Genomic DNA, 18,132 nt, shown 5'->3' with positions numbered 1-18,132 from the left:
CGGTGAATACTGCGTGGCGCAAAAAACAACTCGTCCAACATCATAACAAACGGTTGACCAATGGCAGTAGTGCACAAATCAGTTTTTCTCGGCTATAGCACCGAGCAGATGTTCGACCTGGTCGCCAAGGTCGAGGATTATCCGAAATTCCTGCCGTGGTGCGGCGGCGTGAAGATCGTCGAGCGCAGCGACGACAAGCTGGTCGCCAGCCTGCAAATCAATTTTCATGGCGTGAAGCAGAGCTTCACCACGTCTAACCATAACACCCGCCCCACCCAGATGAAGATGCACCTGGTGGACGGCCCGTTCAAGGTGCTGGAAGGGACCTGGAATTTCAAGGCGCTGCGCGCCGACGCCTGCAAGATCGACTTCGAATTGCACTACGAGTTCTCGAGCGTCATCCTGGAACAGATCATCGGCCCGGTATTCGGCATGATCGCCAACAGCATGGTCGATTCCTTCTGCAAGCGCGCCGAGGCGATTTATGGCTGAGATGTTGCAGGTGACGGTCTGCTACGGCACCGCGCGCGAGCAATTCCTGCGCGCCTTGCACGTCGCGCCCGGCACCACGATCGGCCAGGCCGTCGAGATGAGCGGCGTGCTGGAAGCCTATCCGGAGATTAACCTGAGCACCCAGCCAGTGGGCATCTACGCCAGGAAGAAGACGCTCGACACGGTGCTGCGCGAGCGCGACCGCATCGAGATCTACCGGCCGCTGGTGGCCGACCCCAAGGATTCGCGCCGCCGCCGTGCCGCCAGGAAGGCTGATGCGGCCGCGTCCTGAACGACGTGTTTAATGTGCTTAAATTGTTGCGATTAGGTAATATTGCCCAATTGTTGGTATGATGGCGGTTGCTTTCGTCTGTCTTCAGCCATGCTTAACGCCTCGACCCTGTTGTTGGTGACTACCGCGCTTTCCGGGGTCATGTTGCTCGTGCTGTCCTCGCTGGACGCCGACAAGGTTGATGGTGTGAGCGAATGGCGCCGCGCCAATGTGTTGGCCATCGTCGCACTGCTCCTGTTCGCCGGCCGCGGCGTGTTGCCCGACCTGCTGAGCATCGAGCTGGCCAATGCCATCTTCCTGGGCACCATCACCCTGATCTACGCGGGCTTTCGCCGCCACCTGGGTTTGGGCCTGCCGCGGCTGCCATTGCTGCTGGGGAGCGTCGGCGCCTTCGCCGGGGTGCTGTTCTTTCACTACGCGTTGCCGTCGCAGGGACTGCGCGTCACCTCGGTGTCGGTCTATCATTCGGGCGTCTGCTTCGCGATCTGGGCGACGCTGCCGCGCAGCGTGGACCCGCGCCTGCGCTACCCCTACAGCTTCACCCGCAACGCTGCTTTCGCCCTGGGCCTGGGCCATGCGTGGCGCGGCGCCTTCTACCTGGTCGACGCCTTCATGCCGGTGACCCTGCTCGACGCCGCCACCTGGAACCTGGTCTTCTTTGCAATCGGCACCCTGGCGCTGCCCGCCCTGACGCTGGGCGCGGTGATGATGGCCAATGCACGCGTGCTGGCCGACACCGCCTGGGCCGCCGAGCACGATCACCTGACCGGCGCCCCGACCCGCCGCGCCTTCTTCGACGTGGCCGCGCGCGAACTGGCGCGCGCCGAGCGAAGCAAGGGCAGCCTGGGCCTGCTGCTGGTCGACGCCGACCATTTCAAGCGCATCAACGATACCTACGGGCATGGAGTCGGCGACCAGGTGCTGCGCAACCTGGTCGAGCGCACCGGCGCCGTGATCCGCAAGAACGATTATTTCGCCCGCCTCGGCGGCGAGGAGTTCGGCGTGCTGCTGCCCGATACCGGCCGCGAGGCGGCCGTCGCCGCGGCCGAACGCCTGCGCATGGCACTCGACAGCCGCTCGCATGGCACGACGTCGCAGGCCGGCGTGGCCTATACGGTCAGTATCGGGATGGCGATGCTGGAAGACGGCGAAAGTTTCGCCAGCCTGATGGCGCGCGCCGACCAGGCGCTGTACGCCGCCAAGGCGGGCGGGCGCAACAGGGTGGTGTGCGCGGAAGGCGGGACGGAGCAGCAGGGGGAAGCCAGCGGCCACGCCTGAAGGGCGGCTTCGCTGCATGAGCTAGGGTGGTCGGCTCCGCCGACCGCGCGTTCAAACATCTGTCGCTCAGGAGTACCGCAGGCACTGGCCGGAGGCGCGTTCGGCGTAGCCGAACACCCTACGCAAGACCGTCAGCCCCGGCACTCCGCCAGCATCTTGCGCACCCGCTCGTTTTGCGCGGCCTTCTCTTCGTCCGTCATATAGCTGCGCTCGCCATTGACGTCGACCTTGGCCACGCGGATGCCCGAGGTGTTCTGGCGCAGGACTTCCGCGGCGTCGCGGCAGCGCTCGCTGATGCCGTTCTGGCGCTGGGCATCTTCCGCTTCCTTCTTTTCCTGCTCCGCACGCTGCTTGACGCGCTCGCGATAAGCGGCTTCCTGCTGCGCCAGTTTCGACAACTGCTTGCGCTCCGCCTCGTCGGGTCCGGGCGGGATATCGATCGAGCCGGATTCGGTCGCGATCGAGAAGGCCGGCTGCCATTCGCGTTTCGCCGTGGCCGCCGGGGCGGGCGCCGGCACTGGGGTGCGCGGCTGCTTGAGGATCTTGGCCGCCGGCGTGGATGGCGGTGGCGGGCGATCCGAAAAATGGCGGGTGCCTTTCTCGTCGATCCACGAATACTGGGCGTGGGCGAGCGCGGCGGACAGGAGCAGGGCGCCGGCAAGGGCCGCACGCTGGAGGTTCATCAAACGCAGCATAAAGTTTCCTCGGGTAACTATCCGATTTCCTCATGCTTTACGAACAGTGTCAATTGGAAAGACCCATCAGGGCCGATTTTTAGGCATGCCTGCGACAGGAATTGCTGGTTTCTGTATAATTCGCTTTTGCGCCTATAGGAAAATGCTATGCGTCTACTTCAAAAAGCACTCACCTTCGATGATGTGCTGCTCGTCCCGGCCTACTCCAACGTTCTTCCGGCTGAAACTTCCCTTCGCACCAAGCTGACGCGTAACATCACGCTGAACATCCCGCTGTTGTCGGCTGCGATGGACACGGTCACCGAAGCACGGCTGGCAATCGCCATGGCGCAAGAAGGCGGCATCGGCATCATCCACAAGAACCTCCGTCCGGCCGACCAGGCCCGTGAAGTAGCGCGCGTCAAGCGTTTCGAGGCAGGCGTCCTGCGCGACCCGATCACGATCCCGCCGACCATGAAGATCCGCGAAGTGATCGCATTGTCGCACCAGCATGGCATCAGCGGTTTCCCGGTGGTCGAGGGCAAGCAGGTGGTCGGCATCATCACCAACCGCGACTTGCGCTTCGAGGAAGACCTGGAAGCGGAAGCCCGCGCCAAGATGACCCCGCGCGAGAAACTGGTGTACGTCAAGGACGACGCCGACACCGTCGAAGCCAAGCGTCTGATGAACAAGCACCGTCTCGAGCGCGTGCTGGTCGTCAACGACGAATTCGAACTGCGCGGCCTGATCACCGTCAAGGATATCCAGAAGTCGCACGAGCACCCGCTGGCATCGAAGGACTCCCAGGGCAAGCTGCTGGTCGGCGCCGCGGTTGGCGTGGGCCAGCGCGACGAAGAGCGCATCGAGCTGCTGGTCGCGGCCGGCGTGGACGTGCTGGTGGTCGACACCGCCCACGGCCACTCGCAGGGCATCCTCGATCGCGTCAAATGGATCAAGCAGCGCTACCCGCATGTGGAAGTCATCGGCGGCAATATCGCTACCGCCGCTGCAGCACGCGCGCTGGTGGAACACGGGGCGGACGCGGTGAAAGTCGGCATCGGCCCGGGCTCGATCTGCACCACCCGTATCGTGGCCGGCGTCGGCGTGCCGCAGATCACCGCGATCTCGAACGTGGCCAAGGAACTGGAAGGCACGGGCGTGCCCTGCATCGCCGATGGCGGCATCCGCTTCTCGGGCGACATCTCCAAGGCACTGGCGGCAGGCGCGCACACCGTCATGATGGGCAGCATGTTCGCCGGCACCGAAGAAGCGCCGGGCGAAGTGATCCTGTACCAGGGCCGCAGCTATAAATCCTACCGCGGCATGGGTAGCCTGGGCGCAATGGCCGAAGGCTCGGCCGACCGCTATTTCCAGGAAGCGTCGAGCAAGGCCGACAAGTTCGTGCCGGAAGGTATCGAAGGCCGCGTCGCCTACAAGGGCAGCGTGCTGGCGATCATCTTCCAGCTGGTCGGCGGCGTGCGCCAGTCGATGGGTTACTGCGGTTGCGGCACCATCGAAGAGCTGCGCGAGAAAGCCGAGTTCGTGGAGATCACCTCGGCCGGCATGCGCGAATCGCACGTGCACGACGTGCAGATCACCAAGGAAGCGCCGAACTACCGCTCCGAATAACCAGACAAACGGCGCAGTTGCGCCGTTTTTTGTATTCGTAGGGTGGCCGGCTTTGCTGGCCGCGCGTTCAATCCATGCTCGCACTGCTGGACGCGCGGCCGGGGGACCCGGCCACCCTACGCCCCGATTACGATTACTGTCGCCATTCCATGCACTCAAAAATCCTCATCCTCGATTTCGGTTCCCAGGTTACCCAGCTGATCGCCCGCCGCGTGCGCGATGCCGGCGTGTTCTCCGAAGTCTTCCCCTACGACGTCAGCGACGAATTCGTCCGCAACTACGGCGCCTCCGGCATCATCCTGTCGGGCAGCCACAGCTCCACGCTCGAAGGCGACGCCCCGCGCGCCCCGCAGGCGGCATTCGAAGCCGGCGTGCCGGTGCTGGGCATCTGCTACGGCATGCAGACCATGGCGGCCCAGCTCGGCGGCAAGGTCGAGAACGGCAAGGTGCGGGAATTCGGCTACGCCGAAGTGCGCGCCCGCGGCCATACGGCCCTGTTCAATGGCATCAACGACTTCGTCACCGATGAAGGCCACGGCATGCTGCGCGTCTGGATGAGCCACGGCGACAAGGTGCTGGACATGCCGCCCGGCTTCAAGCTGATGGGTTCGACCGACAGCTGCCCGATCGCCGCCATGGCCGACGAAGAGCGCCGCTTCTACGCGCTGCAGTTCCACCCGGAAGTGACCCATACCTCGCAAGGTGAGGCCATCATCGGCCGCTTCGTGCACGAGATCTGCGGCTGCAAGTCGGACTGGAACATGCCGGACTACATCGGCGAAGCGGTGCAGAAGATCCGCGAGCAGGTAGGCACGGATGAAGTCATCCTCGGCTTGTCCGGCGGCGTCGATTCGAGCGTGGCCGCAGCCCTGATCCACCGCGCCATCGGCGACCAGCTGACCTGCGTCTTCGTCGACCATGGCCTGCTGCGCAAGGACGAGGGCAAGATGGTGATGGACATGTTCTCGAAAAACCTCGGCGTGAAGGTGATCCGCATCGATGCGGAAGCGCAGTTCATGGGCCACCTGGCTGGCGTGACCGATCCGGAGCAAAAGCGCAAGATCATCGGCCGCGAGTTCGTCGAAGTGTTCCAGGTGGAAGCGGGCAAGCTGTCCAACGCGCGCTGGCTGGCCCAGGGCACGATTTATCCGGACGTGATCGAGTCGGCCGGCAAGGGTAAGAAGGGCCAGACCATCAAGAGCCACCACAATGTGGGCGGGCTGCCGGAAACCCTGAACCTGAAACTGCTCGAGCCGCTGCGCGAACTGTTCAAGGACGAAGTGCGTAAGCTGGGCGTCGCGCTGGGGCTGCCGCATGACATGGTGTATCGCCATCCGTTCCCGGGTCCTGGGCTGGGTGTGCGGATCCTGGGTGAGGTGAAGAAAGAGTATGCGGACCTGCTGCGCGAGGCGGATGCGATCTTCATCGAAGAACTGCGCAATACGCCGTTCGAACTGCCGGCCGTTGCCGGGATCGATCCGGGCAAGGCGCCGACCAACTGGTATGAGGCGACCAGCCAGGCGTTTGCCGTGTTCCTGCCGGTGAAGTCGGTGGGGGTGATGGGGGATGGGCGCACCTATGAGTACGTGGTGGCCCTGCGCGCGGTGCAGACGCTGGACTTCATGACGGCGCAGTGGGCGCATTTGCCGCATGCGTTGCTGGGGAAGGTGTCGAACCGGATCATCAATGAAGTGCGCGGGCTGAACCGGGTCGTGTATGACATTTCGGGGAAGCCGCCGGCGACGATTGAGTGGGAGTGACATTTCCTATTGGAAATGGCAACCCATTCTTAAAAGAGCTCGCTTCGGCGGGCTTTTCTATATTTTGCACGATGCCATGTCATCCGGGCTGGCGGCATGACGCAGCGATCTTGTGCCCATCGAGGTCCCGGATATACGCCGCATAGGCGTTCGGCGCGAAGGGACGTTCGCCGGGCGCCCCTTCATCGGTCGCTCCGAGCGCCAGTGCGCGCCGGTGGAATTCGTCGATCGCGGCGCGGCTGGGCGCTGCGAGGCCGATGGTCAGCCCGTTGCTCGCAGTCGCCGATTCGCCGTTGCGCGGATAGCCCACCATGAACTGGGCGGCGGCGACGCCCCAGCCGGCGATGCGCCCGTCGATGTCGAGCAGGCGCATATATCCGAGCGGCGCCAGCACCTGGTCATAGAAGGCGGAGGCGCGCGCAAGGTCGCTGGTTCCCAGCGTCGAATGGGTAAGGATGCTCATGTGCTTTCCTGTTGTCTGAAATGAAGGGTTTGGTATGCGCTCAGCGCTTGCTGACCTTGATATCGGTCAGTTCCAGGTCCCAGGTGGTCTCGGTGCAGCCTTCATCGCGCAGCTGGTATTTCAGGACCCGGCCTTGTGGATTTTTCGGCATGGACTCGCGGAACTCGATATAGCGCGGCAGGGCGAAGTACGGCACCGCGTCGACCGCCCAATGGAACAGGGCTTCCGGCCGCAGCACGCTGCCCGGTTTCAGGATGGCGGTGACCTTGACGTCATCCTCACCTCTGCTGGAAGGCACCGCATGCACCGCGACTTCCTCGATCTCGGGGTGCACGGCAAACGCCGACTCCATCTCGAAACTCGAAATGTTCTCGCCGCGCCGGCGCAGGTAATCCTTCTTGCGGTCGACGAAATAGAAAAAGCCCTCGTCGTCGAACTTGCCGATGTCGCCGCTGTGGAACCACATGTTGCGCATGACTTTCATGGTGTCGGCCGGACGGCCCCAGTAGCCCATGAACATGATGTCGGGGCGCAGCGGCCGTACCACGATCTCACCGGGCGTATTGGCCGGCAGTTCGCAGTCCAGGTCGTCGACGATACGCACATCGAAGTCGGGAATCCGCTTGCCGGAAGAGCCTGGCGCCGCATGCTCGCCTGCTGCGAGCGAGGTGATGACGCTCGCTTCGGTCAATCCGTATCCGTTGCCGCCCACCTGGCGCGCACCGAAGCGCTCGCGCCAGGTCCGCTTGGTTTCCTCCGTAAAGGGATTCCCGCGAACAGTATGGATCTGGCCGACGCAGCGCCGCATCGCGTCGCTGTCCGGAGCCTGCGCCAGCAAGCCTCCCATCCCGCCGAGGATCGAGGCGATGGTGGCCCCGCTGCGCTCGACTTCAGGCCAGAAGTTCGATACCGAGAAGCGCGGCACGATGGCGACGCGGGCGCCGACCATGATGTTCGCCAGCACGCCGACGCACATCGCATTCATGTGGAACAAGGGCAGGGGCGTGATCGTGACGTCCTTGTCGGTCGCGGGGCCCGCGCGCAGCTGGAGCCGCGCCAGGTTGCACATGTAGTTATAACTGAGCATGCAACCCTTGGACGGTCCCGTGGTACCGGAGGTATAGACGATGCAGGCTAGGTCCGAAGGCGCCGGCTTGACAGCGATCGGGTCCTCGCATTGCCCGCGGTATTCGTCGAGCGCGGCGATGGGCACCGGACAGGCAGGGCGGCTGGCCAGCGTGCCGCGATGCAGGATCAGGGTGACGTCCGGCAGGCCTTCGGCGACCTGGGCAATGCGCTCGACATAGTCCGCCTCGCAGATGACGATGTGGGCGCGCGAATCGGCGATCTGGTGGCGCAGGAACTCCCCGCGCAGGGCGGTGTTGACCGGTACACTGACCGCGCACAGCTTGTTGGCGGCGATCCAGCCGGTGACGGCATCGATATTATTGTCGAGCATGGTCAGGATCGTCGCGCCGGACTCGAGTCCCATCGCCGCCAGCGAATGCGCCAGGCGCGTCGCCAGTTGATCAAACTCGCCATAGGTGGTCAGTTCACCGCCGAAGTCGAACAAGACCCGCTCCGGATGTGCCGCAACAGCCCGGTCGAGCGCGGCGATGACGGTGTCCTGCTGTCCCAGCGACCAGGTTCCGGGATTGCCCATTCCAGCCATTTTGCCTCCTTTGTGAGGATCCCGGCGAATGGCCCGGCAGGATCCCTTGCGTGTGATTGTCTGGTGAATATAAACAGAAACGCGAAAAGTGTCAAAGAATTGCTGTTTTTGCGCTGAGGATCAACCGTTGCCGACCTGCTCCTTGCGTTACAATCCAGATTCGAAAATTGTGGGCACCGGAGTGAATCGATGACGTCAGCCGTCAAACCAAAGAAGTCGACGACCGTCGCCAGGGGCGCGCCAAGCGCAGAAGCCGTGCCGGCGCCTGCCGCAGCGCCCAAGCGCGTGCGTGCGAAGCTGGCCGTGGCACCAGCTCCAGCTCCAGCTCCGGCCCCAGCCCCGGCGCCGGCTGACAAGCCCAGGAAGCCGGCTGCGGTGCGCAGCGGCGCGATGCCTGCCAAGCTGAACAAGCGCTCGGGCGACACCATCGCCAAGATCCTGGCCACGACCGAAGAGATCATCCTGCAGTCCGGCGCCGACCGGATCTCGATCCTCGACGTCTGCCAGGAAAGCGGTATTTCGCGCGGCACGTTCTACCGCTACTTCTCGTCCCAGGACGACCTGCTCGACGCGTTTTCCCGCCACAAGCGCGACCAGTTCCATACCCGCCTGATCGAGGCGGTCGGGGCCTATCCGGATCCGGACGAGCGTTTCCAGGCCGTGCTGAACTTCATCGACGATTACCTGGAGCGCAGCCGTGCGCGGCGCCTGCTGGTGGTCGCACCGGAATATGCGGCCCGCTGGTTCCAGCGCATCTTCCACGACTCGGTCCACCGCTTCCAGGATGTCCTGTCGGTGGTGTTCGATGCCTGGGAAGAGCGGCGCGGTATTACCATTGACCGCGAGCTGATCTGCGAGCTGCTGGTGCGCTTCATCCTCAGCGACGTGCTGGTGCCGTCCGGCCCCGACCGCCGCAACCTGATGCGGCGCGTCGAGCGTTTCGTCATCATGCTGCTGTCGGGACGCGTGGCACGCCGCTAGCCGGGCGCGGCCCCGGCTTTTACCTCAGGTAAAACCGTTCTTCGGGCCGGGCAGCCGGCGCCGTGCTTCAATCCTGCGGACATCAAAACGATATCCAAGGAGACAGCATGACAGCGGCAAACGAATACGACGTGGCGATCGTCGGCGGCGGGCACAACGGGCTGGCCGCCGCGTGCTACCTGGCCGAGGCGGGCAAGAAGGTGGTCGTGATCGAAGCGCGCGAGAAGGTGGGGGGCATGGCGTCGAGCGGCTACCTGATTCCCGAAGCGCCCCAGCACCTCATTCATCCCTGCGCGCTCGACCTGATGTCGCTACGCGTGCACCCGATGATGCCGCAAGAGCTGCAGCTCGAACGCCATGGTTTTCGCCAGCTCGAGATGAGCCCCGGCTACGTCTACCTGCACCCCGACGGCAGTTCGCTGGTGTTTGGCCGCAGCGCAGCGGAGACGGCGGCCGAGATCCGGCGCTTTTCGCCGCGCGACGCCGACGAGTTCATGGCGCTGATGACGCTGGTGGATGCCTTCATCGACGTGGCGATCCCGATGATGCGGGTCGATCCGGCCCAGCGCAACATCAAGGCCAAGTGGCAGGCGTTTCGCGCGATGTTCAGGAACCGCGCGCTCAAGCCCGAGCTGATGGCGCTGATCGGCAGCCCGGCCTACACCTCGATCATGGAACGCTTCGAGCATCCTGTGACGCAGTCCGCCCTGTGCTGCCTGCTCGGCGCGGCAGGCCCGATTGCCGGCGAGGCCACCGGCATCTATTTTGCCCTGCTTGGTTTCATCCACCGGTTTGGCCTGGGCCGCGCGGCCGGCGGCATGCAGACGCTGTCGAATGCACTGGCCGGCCGCCTGCGCGAGCTGGGCGGAGAGATCGTGCTCGACGCCCCGGTCGCCGAGATCCTGGCACAGGACGGCGTCGCAAGGGGAGTGCGCCTGAAGAGCGGTACGGTCGTCAAGGCGCGCGCCGTGATCGCCTCGATCCACCCGAAAATGGCCCTGGAAATGGTCACGCCCGGCGCGCTCGACCGCCGCACCCTGACTCGCGTTGCGCTGGCACCGGCCAACGGCCACGGCGCTTCCCCGCTGAAAGTCGATGTCGCGCTCTCGGGACAGGTCGGCTACAGCCGCCATGAAGCGCTGCGCGCGGATGGGCTGAGCCTGCGCAAGAGCGTACTGCTGATCGGCACCGCCGACGCCGTGCTGGACAACTTCCGCGCCGCCGCGCGCGGCGAGGTGTCGCCGCTGCCCTATATGTGGATCACGGCGCCGAGCGCGGTCGACCCAGGCCAGGCGCCGCCGGGGCAGGACGTGGCCTATCTGTACCCGGTGGCGATGCCGGTCGAACCGCGCGAAGGGTGGGACGCGATCCGCGCCCGGGTCGGCCAGCAGGTGGTCGACCAGGCGAGCCAGTACATGGACGGGCTCAAGGAATACGAGATCGGGCGCCGCATCGAAGCGGCGCCGGACCTGGCCGAGCGCCTGAATGTGCACCGCGGTTGCGTGGTGCACATCGACACCAGCCCCGCGCGCAGCGCCCTGATGCGCCCGGCTGCAGGGCTCGGAGGCGACCGGCTTCCGGTAGCCGGCCTGTTCCTCGGCGGCGCCGGCACCCATCCGGGCGGCGGCATCAACGGGCTGCCGGGCCGGATCGCCGCGGGCCGGGTCAAGCGCTACCTGGCGCGCTGAGCGGGGCCGCGCTGCGGACCAGCGAGTGCTGGCTGCTCCGTTCGTACTCGAGCGCCGACAACACGAACTCCACCGAAAAACTGCGCCATGCATCGGCATCGGCCGCCCTGGCCACGTCGACGTCGCATAGTGTCGACACCGTATAGCGGTTGACCCAGGCTCCGGTCGTTGCCAGCGCAGCCAGTGCAAGCGCCATGTCGGGATCCACGTCTGCGCGGAAGTCGCCGCTGGCGATACCGCGCACGATCGTTTCCTTCATCTTGTCCCGCAGGCGCGGCGCGAGCTCCATGAAACTGTTGCGCGGGGTGGCACGGCTTTCATGAAAGCGCACGCCTTCCTGTGCCAGGCTGCCGAGCAAACCGTCATGGTAGGGCTGGACCATCTGCAGCAGCAGCGCCCTGAGCGCCTCCCGGGGGGGCAGGCCGGCCAGCTCAAGGCTCACCAGTTCGCTCATCGCCTCCGCGGAAGTCTGGTCCAGCACGCATGCGAACAACTCTTCCTTGCTACGGAAATAATGGTAGACCAGCTGCTTGGTCACGCCTGCTGCCTGGGCGATGTCTTCGACCCGGGCATCGGCCAGCCCTTTGCTGACGAACTCGCCCCGGGCTGCCTCAGCGATGCGCCGAAGCGTGTCACGCTTGTTCGGTGATGCCTTGGTCGGCGTGGAACTGGTCGGCTGCTCGCTCATGGTGTTGAAAAGGTGACGGGGGTTCAGCGATCTTAACCCAGGGGGCTTTACTCGCGGTCAAACAAATTTGGTGATCCCGGCGCTTCCGAGAGCATTGACAACGGCTACTATGTGAACACCATTAGAAAAAGTGTTCAGGAATTCCGGCAGTTCGCCGGAAGGCCGCTGGACCAAGGAGACCATCGTGACTACAGCTGTTGACGACCAAGCCCTCGAACGCGCCTATTCCTCCGTCTCCGAGACGTACAAGGGAACCGGCGACCTGCATGCCGCCTGCCGCGAGGCACGGGCGAAATCCCCGATCTTCGTGGGAGACTTCATCCGGCAGTTCGGTATACCGACCAACGCAGGCCTGCAGCAGGGGACCCGTCCTACCTTCGCCCTGTTCCGCCACCAGGACGTCATGACGGTGCTGCGTGACGCGAACAACTACACCAGCGGCTTTATTGCCGAGGGTCTGGGCGCCTTTTTCGACGGACTCATCGTGCTGGCGATGGATGGCGAGCAGCATCGTAGCGTTCGCGCACTCCTGCAGCCCGCTTTCATGCCCCATACAGTCAACAAATGGCGGGAGCCGATCGATGCGGTGATCCGCAATGACTTCCTCAAGGAGATGATCCCCTTGAAGAAGGCTGACCTGATGGAGTTCGGCCTCGGCGTTCCGATCCGGGTCATGTACGCGCTATTGGGCTTCCCGACGGATAACAAGGAGCAGTACCGCCAATATGCGGCCTGGGCATTGGCGATGGTCGGCGGCAACCAGGTCGACCCTCAGCGCTTCGAGGAAGCGCGGCGCAGCGCCGGCGTCGCTGTCGCGCGCTTGTATGAGGTGATCCACGAAGTGGTGGTCGAGCGGCGTGCGCAGGGTAGCCCGGGGGAGGACGTCATTGGTAACCTGTTGCGCGCCGAGCACGAAGGACGAATGCTCGACGATCACGAAGTGACGACATTTGTCCGCTCCTTGCTGCCAGCGTCCGGCGAAACCACCACCCGCACCTTCAGTTCCGTGATGACGCTCCTGCTGACAACGCCTGGCTTGATCGACCGTGTGCGGGCCGACCGTTCCCTGGTGCCCAAGCTGATCGACGAGACGGTACGTTACGAGCCGGTCGCTACCTTCAAGATGCGCGAGACGGCCAACGAGGTGCAGTTCCACGGGGTGACGATCCCTAAAGGCTCGTTCATCCAGTGCATGGTGGTGTCGGCCAATCGGGACGAGGAGGTATTCGAACATCCCGACGTGTTCGATATCGACCGCCGCGTCAAGCCTTCTTTCGGATTTGGTTTTGGGCCGCACATGTGCATCGGACAGTTTGTCGCCAAGATCGAACTCAACTGTGCAGTGAATGCCTTGCTCGACCTGCTTCCCAACCTGCGCCTGGATCCGGCGTATCCGGTACCGGTAATCGAGGGCGCCCAGCTGCGCGGTGCGTCGCATATCCACGTGCTCTGGGATTAAGCCGATGAAGACCTTCAAGACGATTCCGCAGCGCGCCGATTTCGACTACCAGTGCCTGGTGGGGCCCCAGCAGGTGACGGGCGAGGGCCTGGCCGACCTGCGCGACCATTTCGGCCTGAAGCTGACCAAGCATATGCCGTTCGGCTGTGTGCGCGACCGCGAAGGGGAGATCTACGCCTTCGTGCGCGCCCTGAATGCGCCCGGCAGCAGCCCGAATCCGACGAAATTCATCTACCAGTCGACGCGCATTGGCGACGGGCGCCATATCCGCATCGACCGCGAGAAGAGCGGTGCTCAAGCCCTCACCATGTTCCCGCACCGCTGGCTGGACAATGGCACGGCCGGCTGGTCGAGCCTGATCGGTGAGCCTGGAAACCCATGGCAGCTGAGCGCGTCAGGTACGCAGTTCAGCTGGAAGGAAGAGGGGCTGTTCGAGCTTGCCGGCACGCTGCTCGGCCAGGGAATGCAGTGGTACCTGCCCGGGCGCGACTGGGGCACCTTCTACGTCTCGCAACTGTACGATGTGACCGGAAGCTGCGAAGGCAGGCCCGTGAAGGGCATCATCACCCTCGACCAGGCCTGGATGGCGGAGGGCGGGGCGATCCACTTCCAGAAGGACCTGGTGGTCAACAACCGGATGCATGTGATCTGGTGGACTTTCGCCACCGTGTACACCGACGGCAGCTGGGACAGCGGCTCGTTCATGGTCGGCCACGGCAACCTGGGCTATGCGATCTTCCAGAACGACCGGGGCGAAGTCCGCTGCACCACCGACATCGAGGGACAGGTCGTGCACAAGCCGGACTCGTATTTTGTCGAGAGCGCCCAGATCGTCCTCGACGGCGCCGAGCGCTGGGAATTCGTGCCCGACCCAAAGGGCGAGATGATCGATTTCGTGGGCGGGTTCCCGATCACCGCCCAGCAGGAAGGACGCTGGCGACGGGTCGGCGACACGCGTGAGCCGGACCGCTCGCTGGGCTGGGGCGAAACCGACCGGCGCAATGGCAGTGCCCGCAATGTGCCGGGCCCGGGAGAATCGACATGAGCATGGACGCAGACGCCATCCGCCGCTTCCTCCACACCCAGGTGGCTTGCTGGAACGCGGGGGACAAGGCCGGCTTCCTGGCGGCGTACCGGGAGGCCGCCCCGGGCGGCTTGACGATCGAATATGTGGGGCAGTCCGCCGGCGATGGCTGGCCGGTGCTGGAGTCGATGTGGGAGAAGCAGAATGCCGCGATCGCCATCGAGGAACATGCCCTCATCGTCAATGGGAGCGAAGCGGCCTGCCACAACCGCAACCTGGTCAGGGGAACGGAACGCGCGATCGAGACCATCGAGCTGTACCGCTTCGACGGGGAAGGACGGCTGAGCGTGCGCTATTTCATCGGCAAGCCTTGACGGCCGGACTGGTAGTCGACAATTTCCAAAATCCTGTATATATTGAACATAACTAGAAATTCTGTTCATATAAACCAGGCCGCGCCAGAATCGCCCGAGCGACAGCGGCACAGGAGACATGGATGACCCGACTTCCGACCGTGCCGCTGGAGGACCTTGCTCCGCCGCTGGCCGCCGCGCTCGAGCGCGGACGCGCGACCCGGATGCTCAGCTCGACGGTGCCGGTACAGGTCTGGGCACATCGTCCGGAAGCCGCCCAGGCCTGGCTCGCCACCCTCGAGGCGATCCACTCGCGCGGCCTGCTGCCGGGGCGGCTCAGGGAGCTGGTGCGCCTGAAAATCGCCGCGATCACGACCTGCAAGGCCTGCCAGCTCGCCCGCAAGGACGATTCGGTGAGCGACGAGGACATCGCCTGCCTGTCATCAAGCGATGCGCGCTTCAGCCCTGCCGAGCAGGCCGCACTGCATTATGCGGAGTTGTTCGCCGCCGACTACATGGCGATCGGCGACGCGTTGTTCGATACGCTCAAGCTGCACTTCAGCACTCCCGAAATCGTCGAGCTGCACATGTTTTGCGCGCTGATGCTGGCGGGCGGGCGCATGACCTACGTGCAGCAGGCCTATGAAGCGGGTGCATGATGGACGAGCCCATTCTCCACGGGATCCGCGTGATCGAACTGGCCAGCGGGATCGCCGGACCAGCGGCGGGCCTGCAGCTGTCCGAGGCCGGCGCCGAAGTCATCCGCGTCGAAACGCCCGCCATGGCATGGGACGCCGGGTCGGTCCTGTTTTCGGTGCTTAACCGCGGCAAGCAGCGGCTGGCGCTCGACCTGGACACCCCGGCTGGCCGGGCTGCACTGGCGGGGCTGATCGAAGGCGCCGACGTATTACTGCACGACCTCGCTCCTGGCCAGGCAGCGGCGCTCGGCCTGGACGACGCCGCGCTGGCCACCGCGAATCCACGCTTGGTCGTATCGGCGGTCGGAAGCTGGCCACGCAGGCATCCGCTGGCCGCGGCGCCGCCGCGTGAGACCCTGGTGCTGGCACGGCTCGGCCTGCTGGACGAGCAGCCCGGCCACCGTCCGGGCCCGGTGTTCGTGCGCATGCCCTTCGCTGGCTGGCTGGCCGCCTGGTTCTGCGCAACCGGCGTGCTGGCCCGCCTGATCGCGCGCCGGCGCGACGGCCGCGGGGGCGCGGCCCACACCAGCCTGGCGCAGGCGGCGCTGGCGCCAATGAGCATGCACTGGTCGCGGGCGCAGCACCCGACGCCGGCATTCGCCAAGGGGCTGTCCAAGGGCACGCCCATCCCCTTGCACCGGTGTGCCGACGGCGCCTGGGTGCACGTGCATTACTCGCCCGATCAGGCGCCCTGGATGGCGCAGGCGCTGGCCGGCATGGGGCCGGACGCGGTAGCGGCGGAAAACGCCAAGTATCCGCCGAGTCACGTTGCCCCCAACTTTGGCGCCAACAAGGCCATCATGGCCTTCCGGCCTGCCGGCGACTGGGTCCGCCATTTCTGGGAGCATGATGTCGCGGCCCAGGTCGCCGCGCCCTTCGGCGCCGTCTACGCCAGCGCCCAGGCGCGCGCCAACGACTATGTGGTCGCGGTCGAGGACCCCGGGCGCGGCCGTGTCTGGCAGCCGGGGCCGGCCTACCTTACCCAACCGCCACCCTGTGTGCGCGGCCCGTTGCGTAGCCTCGAACCCGCGTCACCGCCCGGCACGCGGAGCGCGCCGCCGGCCGTTTCGGCGCAGCCGGGCGCCCGCAAGGCGCTGCCGCCGCTGGCCGGCATGAAGGTGCTCGACCTCGGCGCCTACCTGGCCGGCCCCTTCGCCACGATGCTGCTGGCCGACCTCGGCGCCGAGGTCATCAAGGTCGAGCCGCCGGCGGGCGACGCCATGCGCCGGCTCGAGCGGGTGTTCGCCGGCACCCAGCGCGGCAAGCTCGGGGTGGCGCTCAAGCTCGGCGAAGCCGGGGCGCAGGAAGCGCTCGAGGCCCTGGTGCGCTGGGCCGACGTGGTACACCACAACATCCGCCTGCCCGCCGCGCGCAAGCTCGGCGTCGACCATGCGGCGCTGTCCCGGATCAATCCGGCGCTGGTGTTCTGTCACATCAGTTCCTACGGACCGAAGGGCGAGCAGAAGGACTGGCCTGGCTTCGACCAGCTGATGCAGGCCGCCTGCGGGTGGGAGATCGAGTGCGGCGGGCAGGGCAATCCACCGATGTGGCTGCGTTTCGGCGTGGGCGACTACCTGGCCGCGCTGTCGTCGGTGTTCGCGGTGCTGCTGGCGCATTACCGCCGGCTCGACACCGGGGCCGGGCAGATGGTGGCCTCGTCGCTGCTCGGCGCCACCCTCCTGACGGTCGCCGAGGCAGTGATGCTGCCCGACGGGGGCATCACGCCGGTCGAGCGCCTCGACGCGGCCCAGACCGGGCTGTCGCCGGACCACCGGCTGTACCTGTGCGCGGACGGCTGGCTTGCGGTGGCAGCGTTCGACGCGCAGGAACGGACGGCCATGTCGCGGCTGGCAGGGGAACTGGCCGATGAGCGCGAGGCCTGGTTCGGCGCGCAGCCGCGCGAACGCGCTCTGGCCGCGCTGCGTGGCGCCGGCGTGCCGGCCGAGCCGGTGCTGGAGTCGCAGGGCGAAGCCTTCCTCGACGATCCGGACTGCGCCGCAGCAGGCCTGCATGCCAGCTACCGCCATGCAGTTTACGGCGAACTCGAACAGGTTGGCGGCTACTGGGATTTCGGCGACCTGCCCTTGAGGCTGGACCGTGCGCCGCCGGCGCTGGGCGAACACAGCGCGCAGGTGTGGGCGCAGTTGGGGCTCGGTCCGGCGCAGGTCGCCGCACTCGAGCGCGAGGGCTTGACCGTCCTGATGCAGGCAAGCACGGGCAACCCATGAACGAACTCGATTACTCCGGAAAGACCGTGCTGGTCGTCGGCGGCTCAAGCGGCATCGGCAACGGCATCGCCCAGGCCTTCCGCGCGCGCGGCGCCGAGGTGCACGTATGGGGCACCCGGGCACAGGCCGGCGATTACGATGCCGGGCAGGGTTCGGACCTGGACGGCCTGCACTACGCCCGCGTCGACGTCGCCGACTTTGATGCCGTCGCCACCACGGCGCTGCCGTTCGACCGCCTCGACGTACTGGTCTGCGCCCAGGGCATCGTGCGCTACCGGCGCGAGGAATTCAAGCTGACCGCGTTCCGGGAAGTCGTCAACGTCAACCTGGTCAGCCTGATGGCCTGCGGCGAGCGCTTCCACGGCATGCTCGCACACGCCCGCGGATCGATGATCATCGTCAGCTCCGCCGCGGCCTTCCACTCGACGGTCGGCACGCCGGCCTACAACGCATCCAAGACCGGGGCCTTCGGCCTGACCCGCACGCTCGCCGAAGCCTGGGCCCGCGACGGCATCCGCGTCAACGGCATCGCGCCCGGGCTGGTCGCCACCAAGCTGACCAGGGTCACCACCGACCACCCCGAGCGGCTGGAAGCCTCACTGAGGAAGATACCGCTGGGACGCCTGGGCACGCCCGCCGATATGGCCGGGGCGGCGCTGTTCCTGGCCTCGCCCCTGGCCGCCTATGTGCTGGGCCAGACCCTGCTGGTCGATGGCGGCCTGCTGCTTGCATGAGACCGAACCTAGGAGACCG

The 18,132-nt window shown here is 65.6% G+C and carries 17 protein-coding genes; 13 read left to right on the top strand and 4 right to left on the bottom strand.

Translation table 11 applies throughout. From position 1 onward, the window contains the following. Positions 1-60: 60 nt before the first annotated feature. The 3 genes from BM031_RS07450 to BM031_RS07440 all read left to right on the top strand — a co-directional run bounded on the left by BM031_RS07450 (position 61) and on the right by BM031_RS07440 (position 2,062). Positions 61-492, top strand: coding sequence for a type II toxin-antitoxin system RatA family toxin (locus tag BM031_RS07450; RefSeq protein WP_091873177.1), 432 nt, complete (start codon positions 61-63; stop codon positions 490-492). Continuing rightward, entirely contained in the window at positions 485-784 is a 300-nt protein-coding gene (locus BM031_RS07445) for an RnfH family protein (protein WP_091873175.1), read from the top strand. Before BM031_RS07450 ends, BM031_RS07445 begins: the two co-directional genes overlap by 8 nt. Positions 785-925: 141 nt before the next feature. Next, entirely contained in the window at positions 926-2,062 is a 1,137-nt protein-coding gene (locus BM031_RS07440; protein ID WP_177207679.1) for a GGDEF domain-containing protein, read from the top strand. Between the two features lie 131 nt (positions 2,063-2,193). On the opposite strand, the gene BM031_RS07435 is transcribed toward BM031_RS07440, so the two are convergent. Further along, on the bottom strand, positions 2,194-2,757 hold the full coding sequence (locus tag BM031_RS07435; protein ID WP_229408695.1) for a DUF4124 domain-containing protein: 564 nt from the start codon (positions 2,755-2,757) through the stop codon (positions 2,194-2,196). Between the two features lie 147 nt (positions 2,758-2,904). Between BM031_RS07435 and guaB the strand changes: the two genes are divergently transcribed. Continuing rightward, the gene (guaB, locus tag BM031_RS07430) at positions 2,905-4,365 is read left to right on the top strand and encodes an IMP dehydrogenase (RefSeq protein ID WP_091873168.1); all 1,461 of its coding nucleotides are present in this window, start codon (positions 2,905-2,907) and stop codon (positions 4,363-4,365) included. 149 nt (positions 4,366-4,514) lie between these two features. Continuing rightward, positions 4,515-6,125 carry a glutamine-hydrolyzing GMP synthase gene (gene guaA / locus BM031_RS07425; RefSeq protein WP_091873166.1) on the top strand — a complete coding sequence of 537 codons (1,611 nt, stop codon included), beginning with the start codon at positions 4,515-4,517 and terminating at the stop codon, positions 6,123-6,125. Between the two features lie 79 nt (positions 6,126-6,204). Here the strand turns inward: guaA and BM031_RS07420 are convergent, their stop codons facing one another. After that, the gene (locus BM031_RS07420) at positions 6,205-6,588 is read right to left on the bottom strand and encodes a VOC family protein (protein WP_091873163.1); all 384 of its coding nucleotides are present in this window, start codon (positions 6,586-6,588) and stop codon (positions 6,205-6,207) included. A 40-nt stretch (positions 6,589-6,628) separates the two neighbouring features. Further along, positions 6,629-8,251, bottom strand: a complete 1,623-nt coding sequence (locus BM031_RS07415; protein ID WP_229408693.1) for an ATP-dependent acyl-CoA ligase — start codon at positions 8,249-8,251, stop codon at positions 6,629-6,631. 198 nt (positions 8,252-8,449) lie between these two features. On the opposite strand from BM031_RS07415, the gene BM031_RS07410 reads away from it, so the two are divergent. Together BM031_RS07410 and BM031_RS07405 are read left to right on the top strand one after the other, a co-directional pair. Beyond that, positions 8,450-9,241: a TetR/AcrR family transcriptional regulator gene (locus BM031_RS07410; protein WP_091873157.1), complete on the top strand. Its 792-nt coding sequence runs from the start codon at positions 8,450-8,452 to the stop codon at positions 9,239-9,241. A gap of 107 nt (positions 9,242-9,348) precedes the next feature. Further along, positions 9,349-10,929, top strand: a complete 1,581-nt coding sequence (locus BM031_RS07405; RefSeq protein WP_091873155.1) for a phytoene desaturase family protein — start codon at positions 9,349-9,351, stop codon at positions 10,927-10,929. Here the strand turns inward: BM031_RS07405 and BM031_RS07400 are convergent. Next, positions 10,907-11,617, bottom strand: a complete 711-nt coding sequence (locus BM031_RS07400) for a TetR/AcrR family transcriptional regulator (RefSeq protein ID WP_091873152.1) — start codon at positions 11,615-11,617, stop codon at positions 10,907-10,909. The two genes, BM031_RS07405 and BM031_RS07400, sit on opposite strands and share 23 nt — an antisense overlap. 184 nt (positions 11,618-11,801) lie before the next feature. Between BM031_RS07400 and BM031_RS07395 the strand changes: the two genes are divergently transcribed. From BM031_RS07395 to BM031_RS07370, 6 genes are all read left to right on the top strand, one after another. After that, on the top strand, positions 11,802-13,076 hold the full coding sequence (locus BM031_RS07395) for a cytochrome P450 (RefSeq protein ID WP_091873149.1): 1,275 nt from the start codon (positions 11,802-11,804) through the stop codon (positions 13,074-13,076). A gap of 4 nt (positions 13,077-13,080) precedes the next feature. Beyond that, the gene (locus BM031_RS07390; RefSeq protein WP_091873146.1) at positions 13,081-14,121 is read left to right on the top strand and encodes a hypothetical protein; all 1,041 of its coding nucleotides are present in this window, start codon (positions 13,081-13,083) and stop codon (positions 14,119-14,121) included. After that, a complete protein-coding gene (locus tag BM031_RS07385) occupies positions 14,118-14,474 on the top strand; it encodes a nuclear transport factor 2 family protein (RefSeq protein WP_091873143.1) in 357 nt (118 codons plus the stop codon). Before BM031_RS07390 ends, BM031_RS07385 begins: the two co-directional genes overlap by 4 nt. A gap of 122 nt (positions 14,475-14,596) precedes the next feature. After that, a complete protein-coding gene (locus BM031_RS07380; protein WP_091873140.1) occupies positions 14,597-15,112 on the top strand; it encodes a carboxymuconolactone decarboxylase family protein in 516 nt (171 codons plus the stop codon). Continuing rightward, positions 15,109-17,379 carry a CoA transferase gene (locus BM031_RS07375; protein WP_229408691.1) on the top strand — a complete coding sequence of 757 codons (2,271 nt, stop codon included), beginning with the start codon at positions 15,109-15,111 and terminating at the stop codon, positions 17,377-17,379. Before BM031_RS07380 ends, BM031_RS07375 begins: the two co-directional genes overlap by 4 nt. Beyond that, on the top strand, positions 17,376-18,113 hold the full coding sequence (locus tag BM031_RS07370) for an SDR family NAD(P)-dependent oxidoreductase (protein WP_091873138.1): 738 nt from the start codon (positions 17,376-17,378) through the stop codon (positions 18,111-18,113). Before BM031_RS07375 ends, BM031_RS07370 begins: the two co-directional genes overlap by 4 nt. Positions 18,114-18,132: the final 19 nt, after the last annotated feature.

The organism is Massilia yuzhufengensis (assembly GCF_900112225.1).
Taxonomy (GTDB): Bacteria; Pseudomonadota; Gammaproteobacteria; order Burkholderiales; family Burkholderiaceae_D; genus Telluria; species Telluria yuzhufengensis.
This window is presented reverse-complemented; position numbering and strand designations above follow the sequence as displayed.

Bases quoted from the DNA above. Each gene is read 5' to 3' on its own strand.
- guaB (WP_091873168.1), top strand. From the start codon at position 2,905: ATGCGTCTACTTCAAAAAGCACTCACCTTCGATGATGTGCTGCTCGTC.
- BM031_RS07370 (WP_091873138.1), top strand. From the start codon at position 17,376: ATGAACGAACTCGATTACTCCGGAAAGACCGTGCTGGTCGTCGGCGGC.
- BM031_RS07400 (WP_091873152.1), bottom strand. From the start codon at position 11,617: ATGAGCGAGCAGCCGACCAGTTCCACGCCGACCAAGGCATCACCGAAC.
- BM031_RS07375 (WP_229408691.1), top strand. From the start codon at position 15,109: ATGATGGACGAGCCCATTCTCCACGGGATCCGCGTGATCGAACTGGCC.
- BM031_RS07415 (WP_229408693.1), bottom strand. From the start codon at position 8,251: ATGGGCAATCCCGGAACCTGGTCGCTGGGACAGCAGGACACCGTCATC.
- BM031_RS07380 (WP_091873140.1), top strand. From the start codon at position 14,597: ATGACCCGACTTCCGACCGTGCCGCTGGAGGACCTTGCTCCGCCGCTG.
- BM031_RS07390 (WP_091873146.1), top strand. From the start codon at position 13,081: ATGAAGACCTTCAAGACGATTCCGCAGCGCGCCGATTTCGACTACCAG.
- BM031_RS07405 (WP_091873155.1), top strand. From the start codon at position 9,349: ATGACAGCGGCAAACGAATACGACGTGGCGATCGTCGGCGGCGGGCAC.
- BM031_RS07440 (WP_177207679.1), top strand. From the start codon at position 926: ATGTTGCTCGTGCTGTCCTCGCTGGACGCCGACAAGGTTGATGGTGTG.
- BM031_RS07435 (WP_229408695.1), bottom strand. From the start codon at position 2,757: ATGCTGCGTTTGATGAACCTCCAGCGTGCGGCCCTTGCCGGCGCCCTG.
- BM031_RS07445 (WP_091873175.1), top strand. From the start codon at position 485: ATGGCTGAGATGTTGCAGGTGACGGTCTGCTACGGCACCGCGCGCGAG.
- BM031_RS07385 (WP_091873143.1), top strand. From the start codon at position 14,118: ATGAGCATGGACGCAGACGCCATCCGCCGCTTCCTCCACACCCAGGTG.
- guaA (WP_091873166.1), top strand. From the start codon at position 4,515: ATGCACTCAAAAATCCTCATCCTCGATTTCGGTTCCCAGGTTACCCAG.
- BM031_RS07450 (WP_091873177.1), top strand. From the start codon at position 61: ATGGCAGTAGTGCACAAATCAGTTTTTCTCGGCTATAGCACCGAGCAG.
- BM031_RS07420 (WP_091873163.1), bottom strand. From the start codon at position 6,588: ATGAGCATCCTTACCCATTCGACGCTGGGAACCAGCGACCTTGCGCGC.
- BM031_RS07410 (WP_091873157.1), top strand. From the start codon at position 8,450: ATGACGTCAGCCGTCAAACCAAAGAAGTCGACGACCGTCGCCAGGGGC.